Here is an 18,626-nt window from a genome sequence, read left to right on the forward strand (position 1 = left end):
AGATTGACCGGACTTATATCCCATGTTATCCCAAGCTATCCCACGGATGAGGTTCGCCCCGCCGCCCGGCGTTTGGGCGGCCAGGGGCGGCGAGCCAGCCTGGGATGGTTTCGCAGCGTTGCGTTTTGGGTGGCGGAGGCGGGGGCTTGGACCGGTTCGTCTCGTGTTTCACCAACCGGCTGGATGCGAAGGGACGCGTGTCGATCCCGGCGCCATTCAGGGCGGTTCTGGCACGCGATGGATTCGACGGGCTCTTCGCGCATCCGGCACTGGAAGGCGAGGCTGTCGATTGTGGCGGCAACGCCCTGTTGCGGGAGATCGATCAGCTTTTGGCGCGTCATGCGCCCTATTCGGAAGAACGGGATTATCTCTCGACGGCTTTGTTTGGAGCCAGCGAGATTTTGAAAGTGGATGCGGAGGGCCGCGTCGTTTTGTCGGAGACGATCAAGGCCATCGCGCACATCACGCAGGAAGTTACCTTCCTCGGAAAAGGAGACAGGTTTCAGATCTGGGAGCCAAGCCGTTTTCAGGCGCATTTCGAGGAGGCCAAAGCTCGATCGCGCATCTTGCGGAAGCAGTTCGGTTCCCAATCTACGGCGCCAGAGGGGCCGCCGCCACGTGGAGCACGGGAATGAATTCGGGCCGCGGCGATCTTCAGCACGTCGCCGCTGGCGGACTGGCCCGCCACATTCCCGTGCTTCGTGTGGAGGTCCTCAAAGCCCTGGCGCCTGAAGCCGGCGGCATCTATCTCGATGCGACTTTCGGCGCCGGCGGCTATTCCGCCGCCATTCTCGCGACTCCCGATACGAAGGTTCTTGCGCTCGATCGCGATCCACGCGCGGTCGCGGCGGGCTTCGATCTTGTCGATGCAGCGGGCGGCCGGCTGACGCTGGTCGAGGCGCGCTTTTCCGAGCTTGAAAGCGCCGCGCGCGCGCAAGGCATCGCAAGCTTCGACGGCATCGTCTTCGATATTGGCGTTTCCTCCATGCAAATCGATGAAGCCGAGCGCGGCTTCTCTTTCCGGCAGGAGGGGCCGCTCGACATGCGCATGAGCGGTCAGGGCCAGAGCGCCGCTGATCTCGTCAATGAAGCCGACGAAGCGGTGCTTGCCGACATCTTCTATTATTTCGGCGAGGAGCGCGCCGCGCGCCGCATTGCCAAGGCGATCATCGCCGCGCGGGCCGAAGCCCCGATCACCACGACGGCGCAGCTCGCCACGCTCATCGCGCGTGTGCTGCCCGTGCGGCCCGGCGCCATTCATCCGGCAACACGCAGCTTTCAAGCCCTGCGCATCGCGGTCAACGATGAGCTGGGCGAATTGGTCGCGGGCCTTTCCGCGGCGGAACACTTGCTGAAGCCGGGTGGCCGGCTCGTGGTCGTCGCTTTTCATTCGCTCGAAGATCGCATCGTCAAGCAATTCTTCGCCGCGCGCTCGGGGCGCGGGGAGGCGAAGTCGCGGCCCTTGCCCGGTGAGCCGCGGAAGCCGGCGCCGAGCTTCTCGCTCACCGGCAAGCAGCCGATCGAAGCCACGCCGGCCGAAGTCGCGGAAAATCCGCGCGCGCGTTCGGCCAAGCTGCGTTTCGCTATCCGCACCGAGGCGCCGGCGCAGCCGCTCGACCCGGCGCTCGTCTCGCTCGCGCGCCTGCCGCAAAAACAAACACGGAGGGGCGGATGATCCGGCTGCTCAACGTGCTCGCCATCGCTTGTCTCGTCGGCACGGCGATCTTCGCCTATTCGGTGAAATACGAGACCATGTTCCGCGCCGAGAAGATCGTGCAATTGCGCGACCAGCTTCAGGCCGAGACCGACGCGATCGGCACGTTGCGGGCCGAATGGGAGCATGTCTCGCGCCCGGAACGCATTGGGGCGTTGGCCGATCAATTCCTCACGCTGCAATCGCCCGCGCTGACGCAGATCGTGCCGGTCACCGGATTGCCGGACAAGGGACCGCGACAAGACGAGATCGGCCAGAAACTCGACGCACTGGGCGTTCAGAACCCGACCAATACCCCGATCGATCCGATGGCGACGGGGCAGATCACGCCGGCAAGCCCGGCCACCCCGGGAAGTCACTGACGCCATGATGAACGCCGACGACCAACTCCCCGAGCAAATTCCGGCCCGAGTGCCCGCGACCATGAAGCGCCGCCGCGGGCTGCTTTCGATCCTGCTGACGACGAAACTCGACAAGAGCACGCGGCGCATCCGGCTCATCGCCCTCGGCTTCACGCTCGTCTATTGCATCATCGGCGGCAAGCTCGTCTATTTCGCGATGCATCCGGAATTGCGGCAGACGCATGAGGCTGCCTCCGATACGGTCGCCGCGGCGCGTCCGGACATTCTCGACCGCAACGGTGCCGTGCTCGCGACCGACATCAAGGTGACGTCGGTCTTCGCCGAGCCCCGCCGGATTATCGACCGCGACGAGGCGATCGACCAGCTTTCCACGATCTTTCCCGATCTCAGCATCCGCGAGCTGACCGAGAGACTCAGCTCGCACAAGGGCTTCATCTGGGTCAAGCGCGCCGTCACCCCGGCGCAGCAGCAGGCTGTCTACCACCTCGGCCTGCCGGGCGTTGGCTTCATGCAGGAGAACAAGCGCGTCTATCCCAATGGCCCCATCGCCGCGCATGTTCTGGGTTTTGCCAACCTCGATGGCGTCGGCATTTCCGGCCTCGAAAAGTATATCGACGGGCAGGGACTGTCGGCGCTGCAAAGCGCCGGGTTCAATCTCACGCCTTCGAACCTGAAGCCGATTGTCTCCTCGCTCGATCTCAACGCGACCTATGCCATTCGTGATGAACTCGCCAAGGGCATCGAGAAATTCAAGGCCAAGGCCGGCGGCGCCGCCATTCTCGACGTCAGCACCGGCGAAGTGATCGCCATGGCCTCGCTGCCGGACTTCGACCCCAACAATCCTGTCGATGCGCTCGATCCGCATCGTATCGACCGGCTGACGGTCGGCGTTTATGAGATGGGCTCGACCTTCAAGGCGCTGACCATCGCCATGGCGCTCGATTCCGGCAAGGTGACGCTGAACAGCAAGCTCGATGCGCGCGAATCCCTGCGCTACGGGCGTTTCACCATCCACGATTTCGAGCCGCAGCACCGCTTCTTGGCATTGCCCGAAGTCTTCACTTATTCGTCGAACATCGGCACCGCGCGCATGGCCATGATGGTAGGTGTCGACGGGCATAAAGCCTTCCTCGGCAAGATGGGTCAATTGACCCGCCTGCGCACGGAGCTTCCCGAGTCCGCCGAGCCGCTCGTGCCGAAGAAGTGGAGCGAGCTCAACACGATGACGATCGCCTTCGGCCAGGGCTTGAACGTCGCGCCGCTGCAGGCGCTGATGGCGGTCGGCGCACTCGTCAATGGCGGCTATATGATCAAGCCGACGTTCCTGAAACGCAGCGAAGCCGATGCGATGGCGAATGCCGTTCGCGTGGTCAAGCCCGAGACATCCGAGAGCCTGCGCTATCTGATGCGCCTCAACGCCGAGATCGGCACCGCCAAGAACGCCAATATCGACGGCTATTTCGTCGGCGGCAAAACCGGCACCGCGGACAAGATCATTCACGGTCATTATTCGAACGACAAAGTTCTGACGACCTTCATGGCGATTGTCCCCGCCGACAAGCCAAAGTATCTTTTCTTCGTGATGCTGGACGAGCCCCAAGCCATTCCCGGAACTTACGGATTTCACACCGCGGCGTGGAACTCCGGCGCCATCGCCGGCAAGATCGTCGCGCGCGTCGGCCCGCTGCTGGGGATCGAGCCGCGTTTCACGCCGCCGGCCCAGCCTTTCCCGTTGCTCGCCCAGCTTGGCTACAGCGCCGCCAATTCCGCCGTCGTCCTCGGGAGCCATTGATGCGCCTCGGCGATCTCCTGCCTGAGGCGGGGCTGGCCGAAGCCTTGGCCGCGCGGGAGATTGCCGGTCTCAGCGCCGACAGCCGCACCGTGGGCGCCAACTTCGCCTTTTTCGCTCTGCCCGGCAGCAAGGCCGATGGCGCCGGTTTCGCGGCGCAAGCCGTGGCGCGCGGCGCTGTCGCGGTCATTAGCCAGCACGCCATTGACGTTGCGTCAGCAGCCTTCATCGAAGTGCCGGACGCGCGCCGGGCTCTGGCACTCGCCGCGGCGCGCTTCTATTCCCGACAGCCGGAAATGATTGTCGCGATCACCGGCACCAGCGGCAAAAGCTCGGTCGCAGCCTTTACCCGGCAAATCTGGCTTGCGCTCGGCCATCGCGCCGCCTCGCTCGGCACGATTGGTCTCGTCGCGCCATCCGGTGAAGTCTATGGCTCGCTGACGACGCCGGACCCGATCTCGCTGCACAAAACGCTCGACGAACTGGCGCGGGACGGCGTCACCCATCTCGCCTTCGAGGCTTCCTCACATGGGCTCGATCAGCGCCGGCTCGACGGCGTCCGGCTCGCGGCCGGCGCTTTCACCAATCTGTCGCGCGATCATCTCGATTATCATCCGGACATGGACTCCTATCTCGCGGCGAAGCTGCGCCTATTCGACACGCTGCTCGCACCAGGGCAGGCGGCGGTGATCGAAGCTGACAGCGATGTCGCGGATAAAGTGATCGCGGCCTGCGCCGCGCGCGGCCTGCGTCTCTTCACCGTCGGAAGAAAAGGCGAAGCCATCAAACTAGTGCACGCAGCGCCCGAGAATTTCGCCACTGCGCTTACGCTGGAACATGCGGGCAAAACCTATTCCGTGCATCTGCCGCTCGCCGGCGACTTTCAGGTTCAGAATGCGCTCGTCGCCGCGGGGCTGGCTTTGGCGACCGGCGGCGCGCCCGAGCGCGTCTTCGCCGCACTGGAAAATTTGCAGGGCGCTTCCGGGCGGCTCGAACTCATCGGCCGTCGCGGCGGCGCGCCGATCTTCGTCGACTATGCGCACAAGCCCGACGCGCTCGACAACGTATTGCGCACGCTGCGGCCGCTGGCGCGGCACAGGCTCATTGTCGTTTTCGGTTGCGGCGGCGACCGCGACAAGGGCAAGCGGCCGATCATGGGCGAACTGGCGGCGCGGCTGGCTGACGAGGTGATTGTCACTGACGACAATCCGCGCACTGAGGCTCCGGCACAAATACGGGCCGAAATCCTCGCGGGCACCCGCGCGGTGCCCGGCGCCAGAGTCGAGGAGATCGGCGATCGGGCACAGGCGATCGCCGCCGGTGTCGCCAGGCTCGGAGAGGGTGACGTGCTGCTCGTCGCCGGCAAAGGCCATGAAACCGGCCAGATCGTCGGTGACAGAATACTGCCGTTTTCCGATCAACAGAGCGTACGCACAGCGTTGGGAGTTTCCGCGGCATGAATCTGGACGTGTCGCAGGAAAATCCACAAGAAAATCCGCTTGCGACGGAGCCTTATGTCGAGCCCTTGTGGATGCCGCTGGCGCTGTTCGCGCCGCTGCGCGCGCGGCTCAGCGGGCCGATGCCGCAACCCGTCTTCGGCATTTCGATCGATACGCGCACGCTGGTGCCGGGCGATCTCTTTTTCGCGATCAAGGGTGAGCGCAGCGATGGACATGACCATGTCGCCGCTGCCTTCGCCAAAGGCGCGGCGGCCGCCGTGGTCGATGAGGATCATGCGGATTCGCTGAAGGGTGTCGGACCGCTTTATGTGGTTCATGATGTGCTGCATGGGCTCGAAGGGCTTGCCGCGGCCGCGCGTGCGCGCACGCCGGCGCGGATCGTCGCCGTCACGGGCTCGGTCGGCAAGACGACGACGAAGGAAGCCTTGCGTCATGTGCTCTCGCAAGCGGGCGCGACGCACGCTTCCGTCGCCTCCTACAACAATCATTGGGGTGTGCCGCTGACCTTGGCGCGGATGCCGCGCGAGACCCGCTTCGGCGTCATCGAGATCGGCATGAACCATGCGGGCGAAATTCTGCCGTTGACGGCGCTCGCGCGGCCGCATGTTGCGATCATCACAACGGTCGCGCCGGTGCATCTCGAATTCTTCGATTCGGTCGAGGCCATCGCCGATGCCAAGGCTGAGATTTTTTCGGGCCTTGTGCCCGGCGGCGTCGCGATCATCAATGCCGATATCGCGCACTATGAGCGGCTAGATGCCGCCGCGCGCGCGGCGGGGGCCGGACATATCGCGACCTTTGGCGCCGCGCCGCAGGTCGACGCGCGTCTGGTCGACATCGAGACGCACGAGACCTATGCCATCGTCACCGCGCGGATTGCCGGGCGCGATCTGACCTATCGCCTTGGCGCGCCGGGGCGGCATGTGGCACTCGATTCGCTCGCCGTCCTGCTCGCGGCGCAAGCCTTCGGCCTCGACCTCGGGCAGGCGGCCGAATCTTTGGCGAGCTTCGAGGTTCCCGCGGGGCGCGGCCGGCGTTTCGGCCTCGAGGCCGAAGATGGCCCCTTCACCTTGCTCGACGAAAGCTATAATGCCAATCCCGCCTCGACGGGCGCGGCTTTGGCGCTCGTCGGTAGCCTGCCGGCCGCGCGGCGCATTGCTGTCCTCGGCGATATGCTGGAACTCGGCTCGCAGGGTGCGGAACTGCACGCCGCGCTCGCGCGCGATATTGCCAACAACAACATTGATCTCGTTTTTGCCGCGGGCCCGCTGATGAAGCATCTTTTCGACGCGCTGCCGCAGGAGCGCAAAGGCGCCTGGCGTGATAGTGCGGCGGAGCTTGAAGCTTTTGTTCTCGCCGCTGTCCGCGCCGGCGATCTCGTCATCGTCAAGGGCTCGAACGCCAGCCGCATGAGCGCCATCGTCGCGGCGCTCAAAGCCCGCTATTCCGCCGAGACCGGCGACCAATAGGATTTCAGAATGCTGTTTTGGCTCGCCAATTTCACCCACATTTTCAGCCCGCTGAATCTGTTCCGCTACATCACGTTCCGCACTGCGGGCGCGACAGCGACGGCCTTGTTCTTCGTCTTCTTCTTCGGGCCAAGCACGATCGCGGCGCTGCGGCTCAAGCAGGGCAAGGGCCAGCCGATCCGCGAGGACGGCCCGCAATCGCATCTGAGCAAAAAGGGCACGCCGACGATGGGCGGCCTGATGATCCTCTCCGGCCTCATCGTCTCGACCTTGCTCTGGGCCAATCTCGAGAGCCGCTACGTCTGGATCGTCCTGCTTGTCACGGTCGGCTTCGGCCTCATCGGCTTTTATGACGATTATCTCAAGGTCACCAAGCAGACGCACAAGGGCTTTTCCGGCAGGCTGCGGCTCGCGCTCGAAGGCGCCATCGCTATCGTTGCCTGTTTTGCGATGATGAAGGTGGGCGCCGCGCATACGACCGAGCTCGCACTTCCGGCGATCAAGGGCTATGTCATCGATCTCGGCTGGTTCTTTCTGATTTTCGCGCCGCTGATCATCGTCGGCGCGGGCAATGCGGTAAATCTCACCGATGGACTCGACGGCCTCGCCATCGTGCCGGTGATGATCGCGGCGGCCGCGTTCGGCATCATCGCCTATGTCGTCGGCAATGCGATCTATTCGGAATACCTGCACGTCAATTATGTGCCGGGCACTGGCGAGCTTGCCGTCGTCTGCGGCGCGCTGATCGGCGCGGGCCTCGGCTTTCTGTGGTTCAACGCGCCGCCGGCGCAGATCTTCATGGGCGATACCGGCTCGCTCGCGCTCGGCGGCCTGCTCGGCACCGTTGCCGTCGCGGTGAAACACGAGATCGTTCTCGCTATCGTCGGCGGCCTTTTTGTGGTTGAGGCTTTGTCGGTTATCGTCCAGGTCATATCGTTTAAATTGACCGGCAAGCGCGTGTTCAAAATGGCGCCGATCCATCATCACTTCGAGCAGCTCGGCTGGTCCGAGCCGCAGGTCGTGGTGCGGTTCTGGATCATCGCCTTCGTGCTCGCGCTCGTCGGCCTCTCCACCCTGAAGCTGAGATAATGACGCCTGTTACTTCTTTCGCTGGCAAACGTGTCGCCGTCTTCGGTCTCGGGGCCTCCGGCCTTGTGAGCGCGCAGGCGCTCGTCGCCGGTGGCGCCGATGTTGCGGTCTGGGACGATCATCGCCCAGGGCGCGAGAAAGCCGCCGCGCTTGGCCTCAAGCTCGAAGATCTCGTGACGGCCGATCTCACCGGCTATGATTCTCTCATCCTCTCGCCCGGCGTGCCGCTGACGCATCCCTATCCGCATTGGGTCGTCGTCAAGGCGCAGGCTGCCGGCGTCGAAATCATCGGCGATATCGAGCTTTTCGTCCGCGAGCGCGCCCATATCGCGCCGGATGCGCCGCTCATCGCCATCACCGGCACCAACGGCAAATCGACAACGACGGCGCTCGTCGCGCATCTTTACCAGACGTTCGGCTATGAGGTCGAAGTCGGCGGCAATATCGGCACGCCGATCCTCGCGCTCAACCCACCGGCCAAAGGCCGCGTCCATGTGATCGAATGCTCGTCGTTTCAGATCGATCTCGCGCCCTCGCTGAACCCGTCCTTCGGTCTTCTGCTCAACATCACCGTCGATCATCTCGATCGCCACGGGACGATGGAGCATTATGCCGAGATCAAGGAGCGGCTCGTCGCCAAGGCCGATGTCGCCATCATCGGTGTTGACGATGACATCTGCGCCGGCATTGCTCAAAGGCTGCGGGGGCAGGGCCGCGCAATCGTGCCGATCTCTATCCTCCATCCCGCCATTCCCGACGGCATCGTGCTGGAAGGGACGCGGCTTGTCCGTAAAAGTGGAGGCCAAGCCAGTACGATCGCCGATCTCGCCGGCATCCCGTCACTGCGCGGCACCCACAACGGCCAGAATGCCGCGGCCGCGGTGGCGGCGTTGGGCCCGCATGGATTCGAGCTTGAGCTTGTCCAGGAGGGTCTGCGGAGTTTCCCCGGGCTCGCGCACCGAATGGAGGAGATCGGGCGGCGCGGAAAAGTGCTCTATATCAACGATTCCAAGGCGACCAATGCCGACGCCGCCGAAAAGGCCCTGCAGAGCCTCGACGACATCTACTGGATTCTCGGCGGCCGGGCCAAGGAGGGCGGCATCGGGCCGCTGGAGCCGCTCTTCCCCAAGGTGGCCAAGGCCTATCTGATTGGCGAGGCGGCTGAACCCTTCGCCAAAGTCATCGGCGAAGCGATTCCTTATGAATTTTGCGGCACGATCGAACGTGCGGTCGACAGTGCGACTCGGGATGCGGAGGCCAGCACGACGCCTTCCCCCATCGTCCTGCTCTCGCCCGCCTGCGCCTCGTTCGATCAATTCCCGAATTTCGAGAAGCGCGGCGACAAGTTTCGGGAGGTTGTTCTGGCCAAGCTCGCGGAGCCGCCGAAAACCTGAGGGGGTTGGATCATGGTCTCGCGCGTCGAACGCTCGACCCTGGCGAACTGGTGGTGGACTGTCGATCGCTGGCTGCTTGCCGCGCTCGGCGCGCTCGTCATCTTCGGCCTTGTCCTGACGATGGCGGCCAGCCCGCCGGTCGCCGAGCGGCTTGGCCTGCCGACGTTCCATTTCGTCAACAAGCAGGTGATGTTCCTCGTCCCCTCGCTGGCGGTCTTCTTTGGCGCTTCGCTGCTCTCGCCCCGGCATGTGCGCCGCACCGCGCTTATCCTCTTCCTCGTCTCGATGGCGCTGATCTTCGCGGCGCTGCTCTTCGGCACCGAGGTCAAGGGCGCGCGGCGCTGGATTTTCGGCATCCAGCCGTCGGAATTCATGAAGCCCTGCTTCGTCGTTATTGCGGCCTGGGCTTTCGCCGAAGGCGGCCGCGACCGGCTGCCTGGCAATCTGATCGCGCTGCTGCTTTTGCCGGCGACGATCATTCCGCTCATCCTGGAGCCCGATTTCGGTCAGACCATGCTTGTTTCGCTGGTCTGGGTCGGCCTTTTCTTCATCGCCGGATTGCGCTGGATCTGGGTCTTCGGCGTCGGCGGCATCGGCATGGGCGGCGTTATGCTCGCCTATAAATTCGTGCCGCATGTGCGCGCCCGCATCCTGAAATTCATCGATCCCAGCGCCACGGGCGGCGTTGCCGACACGTTTCAGGTCGATACCGCCCTGCAGAGCTTTTATTCCGGCGGCTGGACGGGCAGGGGGCCGGGCGAAGGCACGCTCAAGCGCGTTCTGCCCGACGCGCATACCGATTTCATCTTCGCCGTCACCGCGGAGGAATTCGGCATCATCGCGTGTCTCGTCATCGTTTCGGTCTTCATGTTCATCGTCGTGCGCGGCCTTGCGGTCGCCGCGCGCAACGAAGATCATTTCTGCAGGCTCGCCGGCACCGGCCTCGTCATGCTGTTCGGCATCCAGAGCGCGATCAATATGGCGGTTAATCTGCATCTGATGCCGGCCAAGGGCATGACCCTGCCTTTCATCTCCTACGGCGGCTCGTCGCTCATCTCCCTGGCGCTCGGCATGGGCTTCATGATCGCCGTCATGCGCAAACGGCCGCGGTCGGAAGTCGCCTTCCGCCAGCTTGAGGCGGAGCCGGCATGACTTTGGGCCCGGTTCTGGTCGCGGCGGGCGGCACCGGCGGCCATCTCTTTCCCGCCGAGGCGCTGACGAAGGAACTCTCCACGCGAGGCGTCGCGGTCGAACTCGTTACCGATCCGCGCGGCAAAAAGTACGACGGCGATTTTCCGGCGCAAGCAGTGCATCAGATTCCCTCAGCCACGCCGAGTGGCGGCTCGCTCTTGGCGCGTGCAAAGGCCGTGCTCACGCTGCTCGGGGGAACTGTTGCTGCGCTTTGGCTGATCGGCAGCAAACGGCCGGCCGCCGTCGTCGGCTTCGGCGGCTATCCGAGCGTGCCGCCGGTCTTCGCCGCGACGCTGCTGCGGGTGCCGACCATCCTGCATGAGCAGAATGCGGTGATGGGCCGCGCCAATCGCTTTCTCGCCGCCCGCGTCGATGCCGTCGCGCATGGCTTTCCGACGCTCAAGGGGCTCGGCAGCGGAATCAAGGCGCACACCTATCACACCGGCAATCCGGTGCGGCCGAGCGTGCTTGCCGCGGCGAAGGTGCCCTATCGCGTGCCGGATGACGGCACGTTCGATCTGCTTGTCACCGGCGGCTCGCAGGGCGCGCGCGTGATGGCCGATATCGTCCCGCCCGCTATCGCGCTTCTGACGCCGCAGGAGCGCGTCGGCCTGCGCATCGTGCAGCAGGCGCGCGGCGAGGATCAGGCGCGGGTCACCAAGGCCTATCAGGAGCTTGCGGTCGCTGCCGAAGTCCTGCCGTTTTTTTCCGATCTTCCAACCCGTGTCGCCGCGGCCTCGCTGGTGATCGCGCGCGCCGGCGCCTCGACGGTGTCGGAACTCGCCGTCATCGGGCGGCCGTCGATCCTGGTGCCGTTTCCGCATGCGCTGGATCAGGATCAGGCGGCCAATGCCGAGGAACTGGCCGCGACCGGTGCCGCACAGGTGGTGCGGGAGAGCGAATTCACGCCGCAATGGCTCGCGGCGGCGCTGCGTGCGGCGCGGCAGACTCCGCAAGGGCTTGCCTCGCGCGCGGCGGCGGCCCAGAAAGCAGGGATCGATGATGCGGCGAAAAGACTCGCCGATCTCGTGACCAACATCGCTCTCGGGAACAAAAAAGAATGAAGCTTCCGCGCGAACTCGGCCCCATCCATTTCGTCGGCATCGGCGGCATCGGCATGTCCGGTATCGCCGAGGTGCTGATCAATCTCGGCTATAAGGTGCAGGGTTCCGATACGAGCGAGAACGCCAATGTCCTGCGCCTGCGCGAGAAGGGCGCGACGGTCCATATCGGCCACGACGCAGCGAATCTGGGCAATGCCGAAGTCGTCGTGGTCTCGACGGCGATCAAGCGCGACAATCCCGAGCTTGTGGTGGCGCGGGAGCGGCGCCTGCCGGTCGTGCGCCGTGCCGAAATGCTGGCGGAGTTGATGCGGCTGAAGCAATGCGTGGCGATTGCCGGCACGCATGGCAAGACAACGACCACCTCGCTCGTCGCGACGCTTCTCGACGCTGGCAAGTTCGACCCCACTGTCATCAATGGCGGCATCATCAATGCTTATGGCACCAACGCGCGTCTCGGCGCGGGCGACTGGATGGTCGTCGAGGCCGATGAGAGCGACGGCACGTTCCTGAAGCTGCCGGCCGATATTGCCATCGTCACCAATATCGATCCCGAGCATCTCGATCATTTCGAGACGTTCGATGCGATCAAGGGCGCGTTCCGCTCCTTCATCGAGAATTTGCCGTTCTATGGCTTCGCCGTCATGTGCCTCGATCATCCGACGGTGCAGGAACTCGTCGGCCAGATCGAGGATCGGCGTGTCATCACCTACGGCGAGAATCCGCAAGCCGACGCGCGGCTGGTCGATGTCGATCTCACGGGTGGCAAGTCGCGCTTCAACGTCATCATCCACGACCGCAAGACGGGCGGCGAGGTGAGACTCGAGAATCTCGGCCTGCCGATGCCCGGCCATCATAATGCGCTCAATGCCACGGCGGCGATCGCTGTGGCGCATCAGCTCGGCATGAGTGCCGAGACGATCCGCAGCGCGCTCGCGGGCTTCGGCGGCGTCAAGCGCCGTTTCACGCCAACCGGCGAGTGGCACGGCGTGCGCATCTTCGATGACTACGGCCATCATCCGGTCGAGATCGCCGCGGTGCTGCGCGCCGCGCGTGCCTCCACAAAAGGGCAGGTGATCGCCATCGTGCAGCCGCATCGCTATACGCGGCTCAATTCGCTGTTCAATGAATTCGCGACCTGCTTCAACGATGCCGATACGGTCATCGTCGCGGATGTCTATGCTGCCGGTGAGGCGCCGATCGAGGGCGCCGATCGCGACCACCTCGTTGCGGCGCTGAAGGCGCACGGCCATCGCCAGGCGCTTGCCCTCGGCCAGCCTGCACAGATCGCGGAGATTGTGCGAGCGCAGGCCAAGCCGGGCGATTATGTAATCTTCCTCGGCGCCGGCAACATCACTCAATGGGCTTACGCACTGCCGGGGCAATTGGCGGCCGGCGACGGCGCATGAACTTTCCCGATCTCGCGCCCGCCCTGCAAAAGGCCGCGCCGGAGTTGCGCGGGCGGCTCGAAGCGAATGTGCGTATGGCGGATCTCTGCTGGTTTCGCACCGGCGGCCCGGCTCAGGCGCTGTTCACGCCCGCGGACGAGGACGATCTCGCCTATTTTCTCGCGCGGCTTGATCCGGGCATCGCGGTCACGACAGTCGGCGTCGGCTCCAACCTTCTCGTGCGCGACGGCGGCATCAAGGGCGTAGTTATCCGGCTCGGCAAGGGCTTTCATAATCTGCGTGTCGATGGTCTGCGCGTCGAAGCGGGCGCGCGAATCCTCGACGTCAAACTGGCGACGACGGCAGCCGAGGCGAACATCGCCGGTCTCGCCTTCTATCGCGGCATTCCCGGCGCCGTCGGCGGCGCCTTGCGGATGAACGCCGGCGCCTATAGCGCGGAGACGAAGGACGTGCTCGTCTCCTGCCGCGGCATCGATCGCAGCGGGACGCTGCACATCTTCAGCAACGCTGACATGGGCTTCACCTATCGCCATTCCGGCGTGCCGCATGATGTAATCTTCACGTCGGCGCTCTTCGAAGGCAGGGTGGGTGAGCGCGCCGCAATCGAAGCCGAAATGGCCGAAATCACGCGGTCGCGGCAGGAGAGCCAGCCGGTCAATACGCGCACCGGCGGCTCGACCTTCAAGAACCCGCCTGACCATAAAGCGTGGCAATTGATCGATGCGGCCGGCTGTCGCGGCCTTGTCGTCGGCGATGCGCAAGTGTCAGAGCTGCATTGCAATTTTCTGATCAATCGCGGCGCGGCCAGCGCGGCAGACATCGAGTCCCTGGGTGAGGAAGTCCGTCGCCGCGTCTTCGAGACCAGCGGCGTCAGGCTTGAATGGGAGATCGAGCGGGTCGGCGAAAGCACCCACGCGGGATGATCTGCACGTTTCCGTGATGCGCGCGGAAGGTTGTCGGTGCGGCGCAAAATCCTGTAGGGGTCGAAGCCTCAAGTCCGAAGCCTTAGGTCCGAAGCTCGATTCCGGTAGCGCATGTCCCTTCATCTCGCTTTGCCATTCCTTTTCCTCGCCGGATTCCTTGCCGGCGTCATGAACGCGCTCGCCGGCGGTGGCTCGTTCATTTCGGTTCCGGCGATGATTGCGACGGGCATGCCCTCCGTGCTCTCCAACACGTCGAGCACCATGGCGCTGTGGCCGGGCACCGTCGTGAGCGCCATGATCTATCCCAACGCCTTCCGGTCCGTCTGCGGCATCGGCAGATGGCCGCTGATGATCGTGACGCTCATCGGCGGCCTCATCGGCAGCCTGCTTCTGCTGTTCACGCCGTCCAAATCCTTCGATGTCATGCTGCCCTGGCTGCTGCTGATCGCCACGCTCGCGCTCATCTTCGGCCAGCGGATTGCTGTCGCGCTCGAAGGCCGCTTCCACGGCTCGCGCTGGGTGCTCGTGGTACAATTTCTCCTCGGCACCTATGGCGGCTATTTCGGCGGTGCCGCGAGCATCATGATGCTGGCGGTCTGGTGTCTCTTCGGCGAGACCGACATCAAATCCCTGCACGGGCCAAGAACGCTGCTGATCACCGCCGCAAACACGGTCGCGATCATCGTCTTCCTGTTCGCGCGTGCAGTCATCTGGCCGCAGACGCTTGCCATGCTCGCCGGCTCGCTGATTGGCGGCTTCGGTGGCGCGCGGCTTGGGCGCGTCACCCCGGCGCATATCGCCCGCGTCGTGACGCTTTGCATCACCGTCGCGATCACTTGCGCCTTTTTCGCCAAAACCTATTGGCATCATTAAAGTTAGCGGCGCGCCGTTCTTGACAGGCGCGGGGGATCGGTCGAGAAGCCGTTTATTGCCATATTCTATGGAATATAGCTTTGCAGAACTGGCTTACTCCGGACGATTGGACTGCCGTTTTTCTCTCGCTGCGCATTGCCTTTGTCGCGCTGGCGGGCAGCCTGCCGTTCGGCATTCTCATCGCCTATGCTCTGGCGCGCTGGCACTTTCCCGGCAAAACGCTGATCACGGCGCTCATTTATCTGCCGCTGGTTCTGCCGCCCGTCGTCACCGGCTATATGCTGCTCATCGGCTTCGGGCGGCGGGGGATTTTCGGTCAGGCGCTGGCGGATATTGGCATTGTGCTGTCGTTCCGCTGGACGGGCGCGGCGCTGGCCTGCGCGATCATGGGCTTTCCGCTCATGGTGCGGGCGATCCGGCTTTCGTTCGAGGCCATCGATCCCAATCTCGAAAAAGCGGCGAGCACACTGGGCGCCAATCCCTTCTTCCGTTTCCTTCTCGTCAGCCTGCCTCTTGCGCTGCCGGGCGTCGTCGTCGGGGCGACTCTGTCCTTCGCCCGTGCGCTCGGCGAATTCGGTGCGACGATCACTTTCGTCTCCAATATTCCCGGCGAGACGCAGACGATCCCGACACTGATCTACACCTATACGCAGGAGCCGGGCGGCGATGAGAATGCGTTACATCTGACGCTCGTTTCGCTCGCTATTGCGATCATCGCCATCGTGGCATCGGAGATCATCCAGGCGCGTGGCGAAAAACGTCTGGCGGGTGGCGGATGATCGACGTCGATGTCGCCCGCCACGTCGGCAGCTTCGATCTCAAAGTCGCCTTCAGCAACGCCGACGGCATCACCGCGCTTTTCGGCCGCTCGGGCTCGGGCAAGTCGCTGACCATCGGCCTCGTCGGCGGGCTCGACCGCCCGGATCGGGGTCATGTCATTCTTGATGACCGCACTTTGGTCGATACGCAGAAACGAATTTTCGTTCCCGCCTATCGCCGACGCATCGGCATCGTCTTTCAGGACTCGCGTCTCTTTCCGCATCTGGGCGTGCGGCAGAATCTTCTCTTCGGCCGCTGGTTCGCGCCGCGCGCCGCGCGCGCCATCGGCGTTGACGCCGTCGTCGAAACTCTCGGGATCGGGCATCTTCTCGGCCGTGGACCGGGGAAACTTTCCGGCGGCGAGCGGCAGCGCGTCGCCATCGGCCGCGCCTTGCTGTCGTGCCCGAAGCTTCTGCTGATGGATGAGCCGCTTGCCGCGCTGGATACGCAGCGGCGCAGCGAAATCCTGCCATTGATCGAGCGGCTGCGCGACGAATTCCAAATTCCGATCGTCTATGTCTCGCACGATATCGAAGAGGTCGCGCGTCTTGCGAGCCGCGTCGTTGTTCTGGAGCGCGGCCACGTTGTCGCGATCGGCGATCCGGCGGACGTTCTGCCGTCCTTCGCGGAGGACGCACGCACCGAGCGTGCAAGCGTGCTTGCCATGCGCGTCGGGGCGCGGGACGAGGCCTATGGCTTGACGGAGCTGGTGCATCCCGCCGGTACGATCTGGCTCGCCGGCGCGCATGGCGCGCCGGGCACAAGCTTGCGCGTCGTCATCAGGGCGACGGATGTTACTTTATCCACCGTGCCGCCGCTGGGTCTCAGCATTCAGGGTGCTCTCAAGGGCCGTTTGGCCAAGATCGAGGTCCTCGGCCCGCTCGCGGTCGCGCATATTTCGCTTGACGGAGACGGTACATTGCTGGCCATGACAACGCGGCGGGCGCTAGACCAGCTCGGTGTGACGCCCGGCCAGCCGATTTTTGCGCTGGTCAAGACCGCCGCGCTCGACGAAAGGTTCGTCGGCGGGGCATGATAGCGCCGGGTTTAGCTGTCGCTGTCAGCCTTTGAATGCGGAGATGTCTGTAATGCCACCGAAGCCGGTTACCGCAGCGCTTCTCGTCATCGGCGACGAAATTCTGAGCGGCCGGACCAAGGACAAGAATATCGGCTTCGCTGCCGATTTTCTGACCGAGCGCGGCATCGATCTGCGTGAGGTGCGCGTCGTGCCCGATGTGATCGATGAGATCGTCGCTGCGCTCAACACCCTGCGGCACCGCTATTCCTATGTCTTCACCACTGGCGGCATCGGTCCGACGCACGATGACGTGACGGCCGATGCGATCGGCGTTGCCTTCGGCGTGCCTGTCGCGGAAGATCCGCGCGCCATCGAATTGCTGCTGCAAAGAATCAAGCGCGAGGACCTCAATGCGGCGCGCCGGCGTATGGCGCGCGTGCCCGCCGGCGCCGAACTTGTCGAGAATTCCGTCTCCACCGCGCCGGGTTTCAGAATAGGCAATGTCATCGTCATGGCCGGTGTGCCGGTCATCATGCAGGCCATGCTCACCGCCGTCGCGCCGAGCCTCGAGACGGGGCCGCGCACGCTCGCCGTGAGCATCGCCGCCGGCAATATTCCGGAAGGCGCCTATGCTGCCGCGCTCGGCACCATCGCGGAGCATAATCCGGCGCTCTCGATCGGCTCCTATCCATCAGTCGTCGATGGTAAGTTCAACAACGAGATCGTCGTGCGCGGCAAGGATGCCGAAGGGGTCGCCGCCGCCGTCGCGGCGATCGAAGAGGTCATCGCCGAATTGCGCGCGACGGGCCGCGACAAATATACGATCACATGACCGATAGCCCGGAAAGAGCCTTTCACGTCTCCTGGGATCAGTTCCATCGGGATGCCCGCGCGCTGGCGTGGCGGCTCGCGGAGATGGCGCCGTTTTCAGCCGTGGTCGGCATCGCGCGGGGCGGCCTGGTGCCGGCCGCGATCGTCGCGCGCGAGCTCAATCTGCGGATTGTCGAGTCGATCTCGGTCGTCAGCTACGAGCATACGGCGCAACAGGGACCGCCGAAGATCGTCAAGCCCATCGTGCCCGAAATCGCAGTGGGGCGGGGCGTGGGCGTGCTCGTTGTCGATGATCTTGTCGATACCGGCGCCACCGTCCGCGTCGTGCGCGAGCTGTTACCCAAGGCGCATTTCGCGACGGTCTATGCCAAGCCGCTCGGGCGTCCGCATGTCGATACATTCATGACCGAGGTTTCACAGGACACCTGGATTCATTTCCCCTGGGATCTGGGCCTCGCCTTCCAGGCGCCGATCGCGGCTACCAAGGGATAGCTTGTCTATCACGCGGCGCGGCTTTATGCCGGGTGTCACGCGGGCGTGGCGGAATTGGTAGACGCAAAGGACTTAAAATCCTTCGGCTCGAAGGAGCCGTGCCGGTTCGACCCCGGCCGCCCGCACCAAAGTTTGATTTTCCCGCTTACTGATCCGTATCTTTGCTCAGGCCTTGCTCGGTGTGAAAGCCGATGTCGATCTGCCCTGCGTTCTCAAAGCCGAGCGTCGCGTGGATGATGTCCCCATCCTTGACCGGATGGTGGATATTCAGGAACGCCGCGTGATCGCCGCCGGGAGAGAGGTTCACCGTGGCGCCGGCGGGAATTTCGATTCCATTCTCCAGGACTTCCGTCCGCTGCGCGCCGTTCACCGTCTTCGTTTCGTGCAGTTCGCTCTTGTCAGAAATATCCGAATTGACCGAGATGAGCCGGTCCGGCACGCTGCCTTCGTTGATGATCGAGAGATAACCTGCGGCATTTTTCGCGCCCGGCACCGTCGGCCGGGTGAAGGCGCCTTCGATGAACAAGGTGCCGATGCTGACATTGGGGGAGTCCTCAGCGGCAACCGCCTTGGGCAGCACGAGTGTGGCGGTGAAGAGGGCCAGAAGGGCAGAGCCGGCGAGGGAAATTTTCAAGTGTCGCTCCGTTTGTTTGGTCTTGCTCTTCGTAGGAACGAAGGTTTTGCGTTTTTCTCGTGGCGGACCGGGTGTACTCGAAATAGCGGCCCTTTGAA

General features: G+C 64.0%; 18 protein-coding genes and 1 tRNA gene. 18 read left to right on the forward strand and 1 reads right to left on the reverse strand.

Going from position 1 to position 18,626, the window contains the following annotated elements; genetic code table 11:
- Positions 1-146: 146 nt before the first annotated feature.
- The 18 genes from CWB41_RS10580 (at position 147) to CWB41_RS10665 (ending at position 18,022) form a co-directional block, all read left to right on the forward strand.
- The gene (locus tag CWB41_RS10580; RefSeq protein WP_115836752.1) at positions 147-635 is read left to right on the forward strand and encodes a division/cell wall cluster transcriptional repressor MraZ; all 489 of its coding nucleotides are present in this window, start codon (positions 147-149) and stop codon (positions 633-635) included.
- Entirely contained in the window at positions 632-1,675 is a 1,044-nt protein-coding gene (gene rsmH / locus CWB41_RS10585; protein ID WP_115836751.1) for a 16S rRNA (cytosine(1402)-N(4))-methyltransferase RsmH, read from the forward strand. Before CWB41_RS10580 ends, rsmH begins: the two co-directional genes overlap by 4 nt.
- Positions 1,672-2,076 (forward strand): cell division protein FtsL, encoded by a 405-nt coding sequence (ftsL, locus tag CWB41_RS10590; RefSeq protein ID WP_115836750.1) that lies wholly within the window; start codon positions 1,672-1,674, stop codon positions 2,074-2,076. The genes rsmH and ftsL overlap by 4 nt, the downstream gene beginning before the upstream one ends.
- A 61-nt stretch (positions 2,077-2,137) precedes the next feature.
- Positions 2,138-3,868 carry a peptidoglycan D,D-transpeptidase FtsI family protein gene (locus CWB41_RS10595; protein WP_115836749.1) on the forward strand — a complete coding sequence of 577 codons (1,731 nt, stop codon included), beginning with the start codon at positions 2,138-2,140 and terminating at the stop codon, positions 3,866-3,868.
- Entirely contained in the window at positions 3,868-5,325 is a 1,458-nt protein-coding gene (locus tag CWB41_RS10600; protein WP_115836748.1) for a UDP-N-acetylmuramoyl-L-alanyl-D-glutamate--2,6-diaminopimelate ligase, read from the forward strand. The genes CWB41_RS10595 and CWB41_RS10600 overlap by 1 nt, the downstream gene beginning before the upstream one ends.
- Before the next feature lie 71 nt (positions 5,326-5,396).
- Positions 5,397-6,794: a UDP-N-acetylmuramoylalanyl-D-glutamyl-2,6-diaminopimelate--D-alanyl-D-alanine ligase gene (locus CWB41_RS10605; RefSeq protein ID WP_115837101.1), complete on the forward strand. Its 1,398-nt coding sequence runs from the start codon at positions 5,397-5,399 to the stop codon at positions 6,792-6,794.
- A 9-nt stretch (positions 6,795-6,803) separates the two neighbouring features.
- Positions 6,804-7,883, forward strand: coding sequence for a phospho-N-acetylmuramoyl-pentapeptide-transferase (gene mraY / locus CWB41_RS10610; RefSeq protein ID WP_115836747.1), 1,080 nt, complete (start codon positions 6,804-6,806; stop codon positions 7,881-7,883).
- Positions 7,883-9,277 carry a UDP-N-acetylmuramoyl-L-alanine--D-glutamate ligase gene (gene murD / locus CWB41_RS10615; RefSeq protein ID WP_115836746.1) on the forward strand — a complete coding sequence of 465 codons (1,395 nt, stop codon included), beginning with the start codon at positions 7,883-7,885 and terminating at the stop codon, positions 9,275-9,277. The genes mraY and murD overlap by 1 nt, the downstream gene beginning before the upstream one ends.
- 12 nt (positions 9,278-9,289) lie before the next feature.
- Positions 9,290-10,429 (forward strand): FtsW/RodA/SpoVE family cell cycle protein, encoded by a 1,140-nt coding sequence (locus CWB41_RS10620; protein WP_115836745.1) that lies wholly within the window; start codon positions 9,290-9,292, stop codon positions 10,427-10,429.
- Positions 10,426-11,532 carry an undecaprenyldiphospho-muramoylpentapeptide beta-N-acetylglucosaminyltransferase gene (murG, locus tag CWB41_RS10625; protein WP_115836744.1) on the forward strand — a complete coding sequence of 369 codons (1,107 nt, stop codon included), beginning with the start codon at positions 10,426-10,428 and terminating at the stop codon, positions 11,530-11,532. The genes CWB41_RS10620 and murG overlap by 4 nt, the downstream gene beginning before the upstream one ends.
- A complete protein-coding gene (gene murC, locus CWB41_RS10630; RefSeq protein ID WP_115836743.1) occupies positions 11,529-12,938 on the forward strand; it encodes a UDP-N-acetylmuramate--L-alanine ligase in 1,410 nt (469 codons plus the stop codon). Before murG ends, murC begins: the two co-directional genes overlap by 4 nt.
- Positions 12,935-13,861, forward strand: coding sequence for a UDP-N-acetylmuramate dehydrogenase (gene murB / locus CWB41_RS10635; protein WP_115836742.1), 927 nt, complete (start codon positions 12,935-12,937; stop codon positions 13,859-13,861). Before murC ends, murB begins: the two co-directional genes overlap by 4 nt.
- Before the next feature lie 111 nt (positions 13,862-13,972).
- Positions 13,973-14,734, forward strand: a complete 762-nt coding sequence (locus tag CWB41_RS10640; protein ID WP_115836741.1) for a sulfite exporter TauE/SafE family protein — start codon at positions 13,973-13,975, stop codon at positions 14,732-14,734.
- An 80-nt stretch (positions 14,735-14,814) separates the two neighbouring features.
- Complete coding sequence (gene modB, locus CWB41_RS10645; RefSeq protein ID WP_115836740.1) at positions 14,815-15,513, forward strand: molybdate ABC transporter permease subunit; 699 nt, start codon at positions 14,815-14,817, stop codon at positions 15,511-15,513.
- Positions 15,510-16,589, forward strand: coding sequence for a molybdenum ABC transporter ATP-binding protein (gene modC / locus CWB41_RS10650; RefSeq protein WP_115836739.1), 1,080 nt, complete (start codon positions 15,510-15,512; stop codon positions 16,587-16,589). The genes modB and modC overlap by 4 nt, the downstream gene beginning before the upstream one ends.
- 43 nt (positions 16,590-16,632) lie before the next feature.
- Entirely contained in the window at positions 16,633-17,403 is a 771-nt protein-coding gene (locus CWB41_RS10655; protein ID WP_115837100.1) for a competence/damage-inducible protein A, read from the forward strand.
- Positions 17,400-17,894, forward strand: a complete 495-nt coding sequence (gene gpt / locus CWB41_RS10660; protein WP_115836738.1) for a xanthine phosphoribosyltransferase — start codon at positions 17,400-17,402, stop codon at positions 17,892-17,894. The genes CWB41_RS10655 and gpt overlap by 4 nt, the downstream gene beginning before the upstream one ends.
- Positions 17,895-17,933: 39 nt before the next feature.
- Positions 17,934-18,022 (forward strand) — tRNA-Leu (locus CWB41_RS10665).
- 17 nt (positions 18,023-18,039) lie between these two features.
- Here CWB41_RS10665 and CWB41_RS10670 read toward each other — a convergent pair.
- Positions 18,040-18,528: a copper chaperone PCu(A)C gene (locus CWB41_RS10670; protein WP_165204263.1), complete on the reverse strand. Its 489-nt coding sequence runs from the start codon at positions 18,526-18,528 to the stop codon at positions 18,040-18,042.
- Between the last annotated feature and the right edge of the window lie 98 nt (positions 18,529-18,626).

The sequence above is a fragment of the Methylovirgula ligni genome, assembly GCF_004135935.1.
Lineage (GTDB): Bacteria > Pseudomonadota > Alphaproteobacteria > Rhizobiales > Beijerinckiaceae > Methylovirgula > Methylovirgula ligni.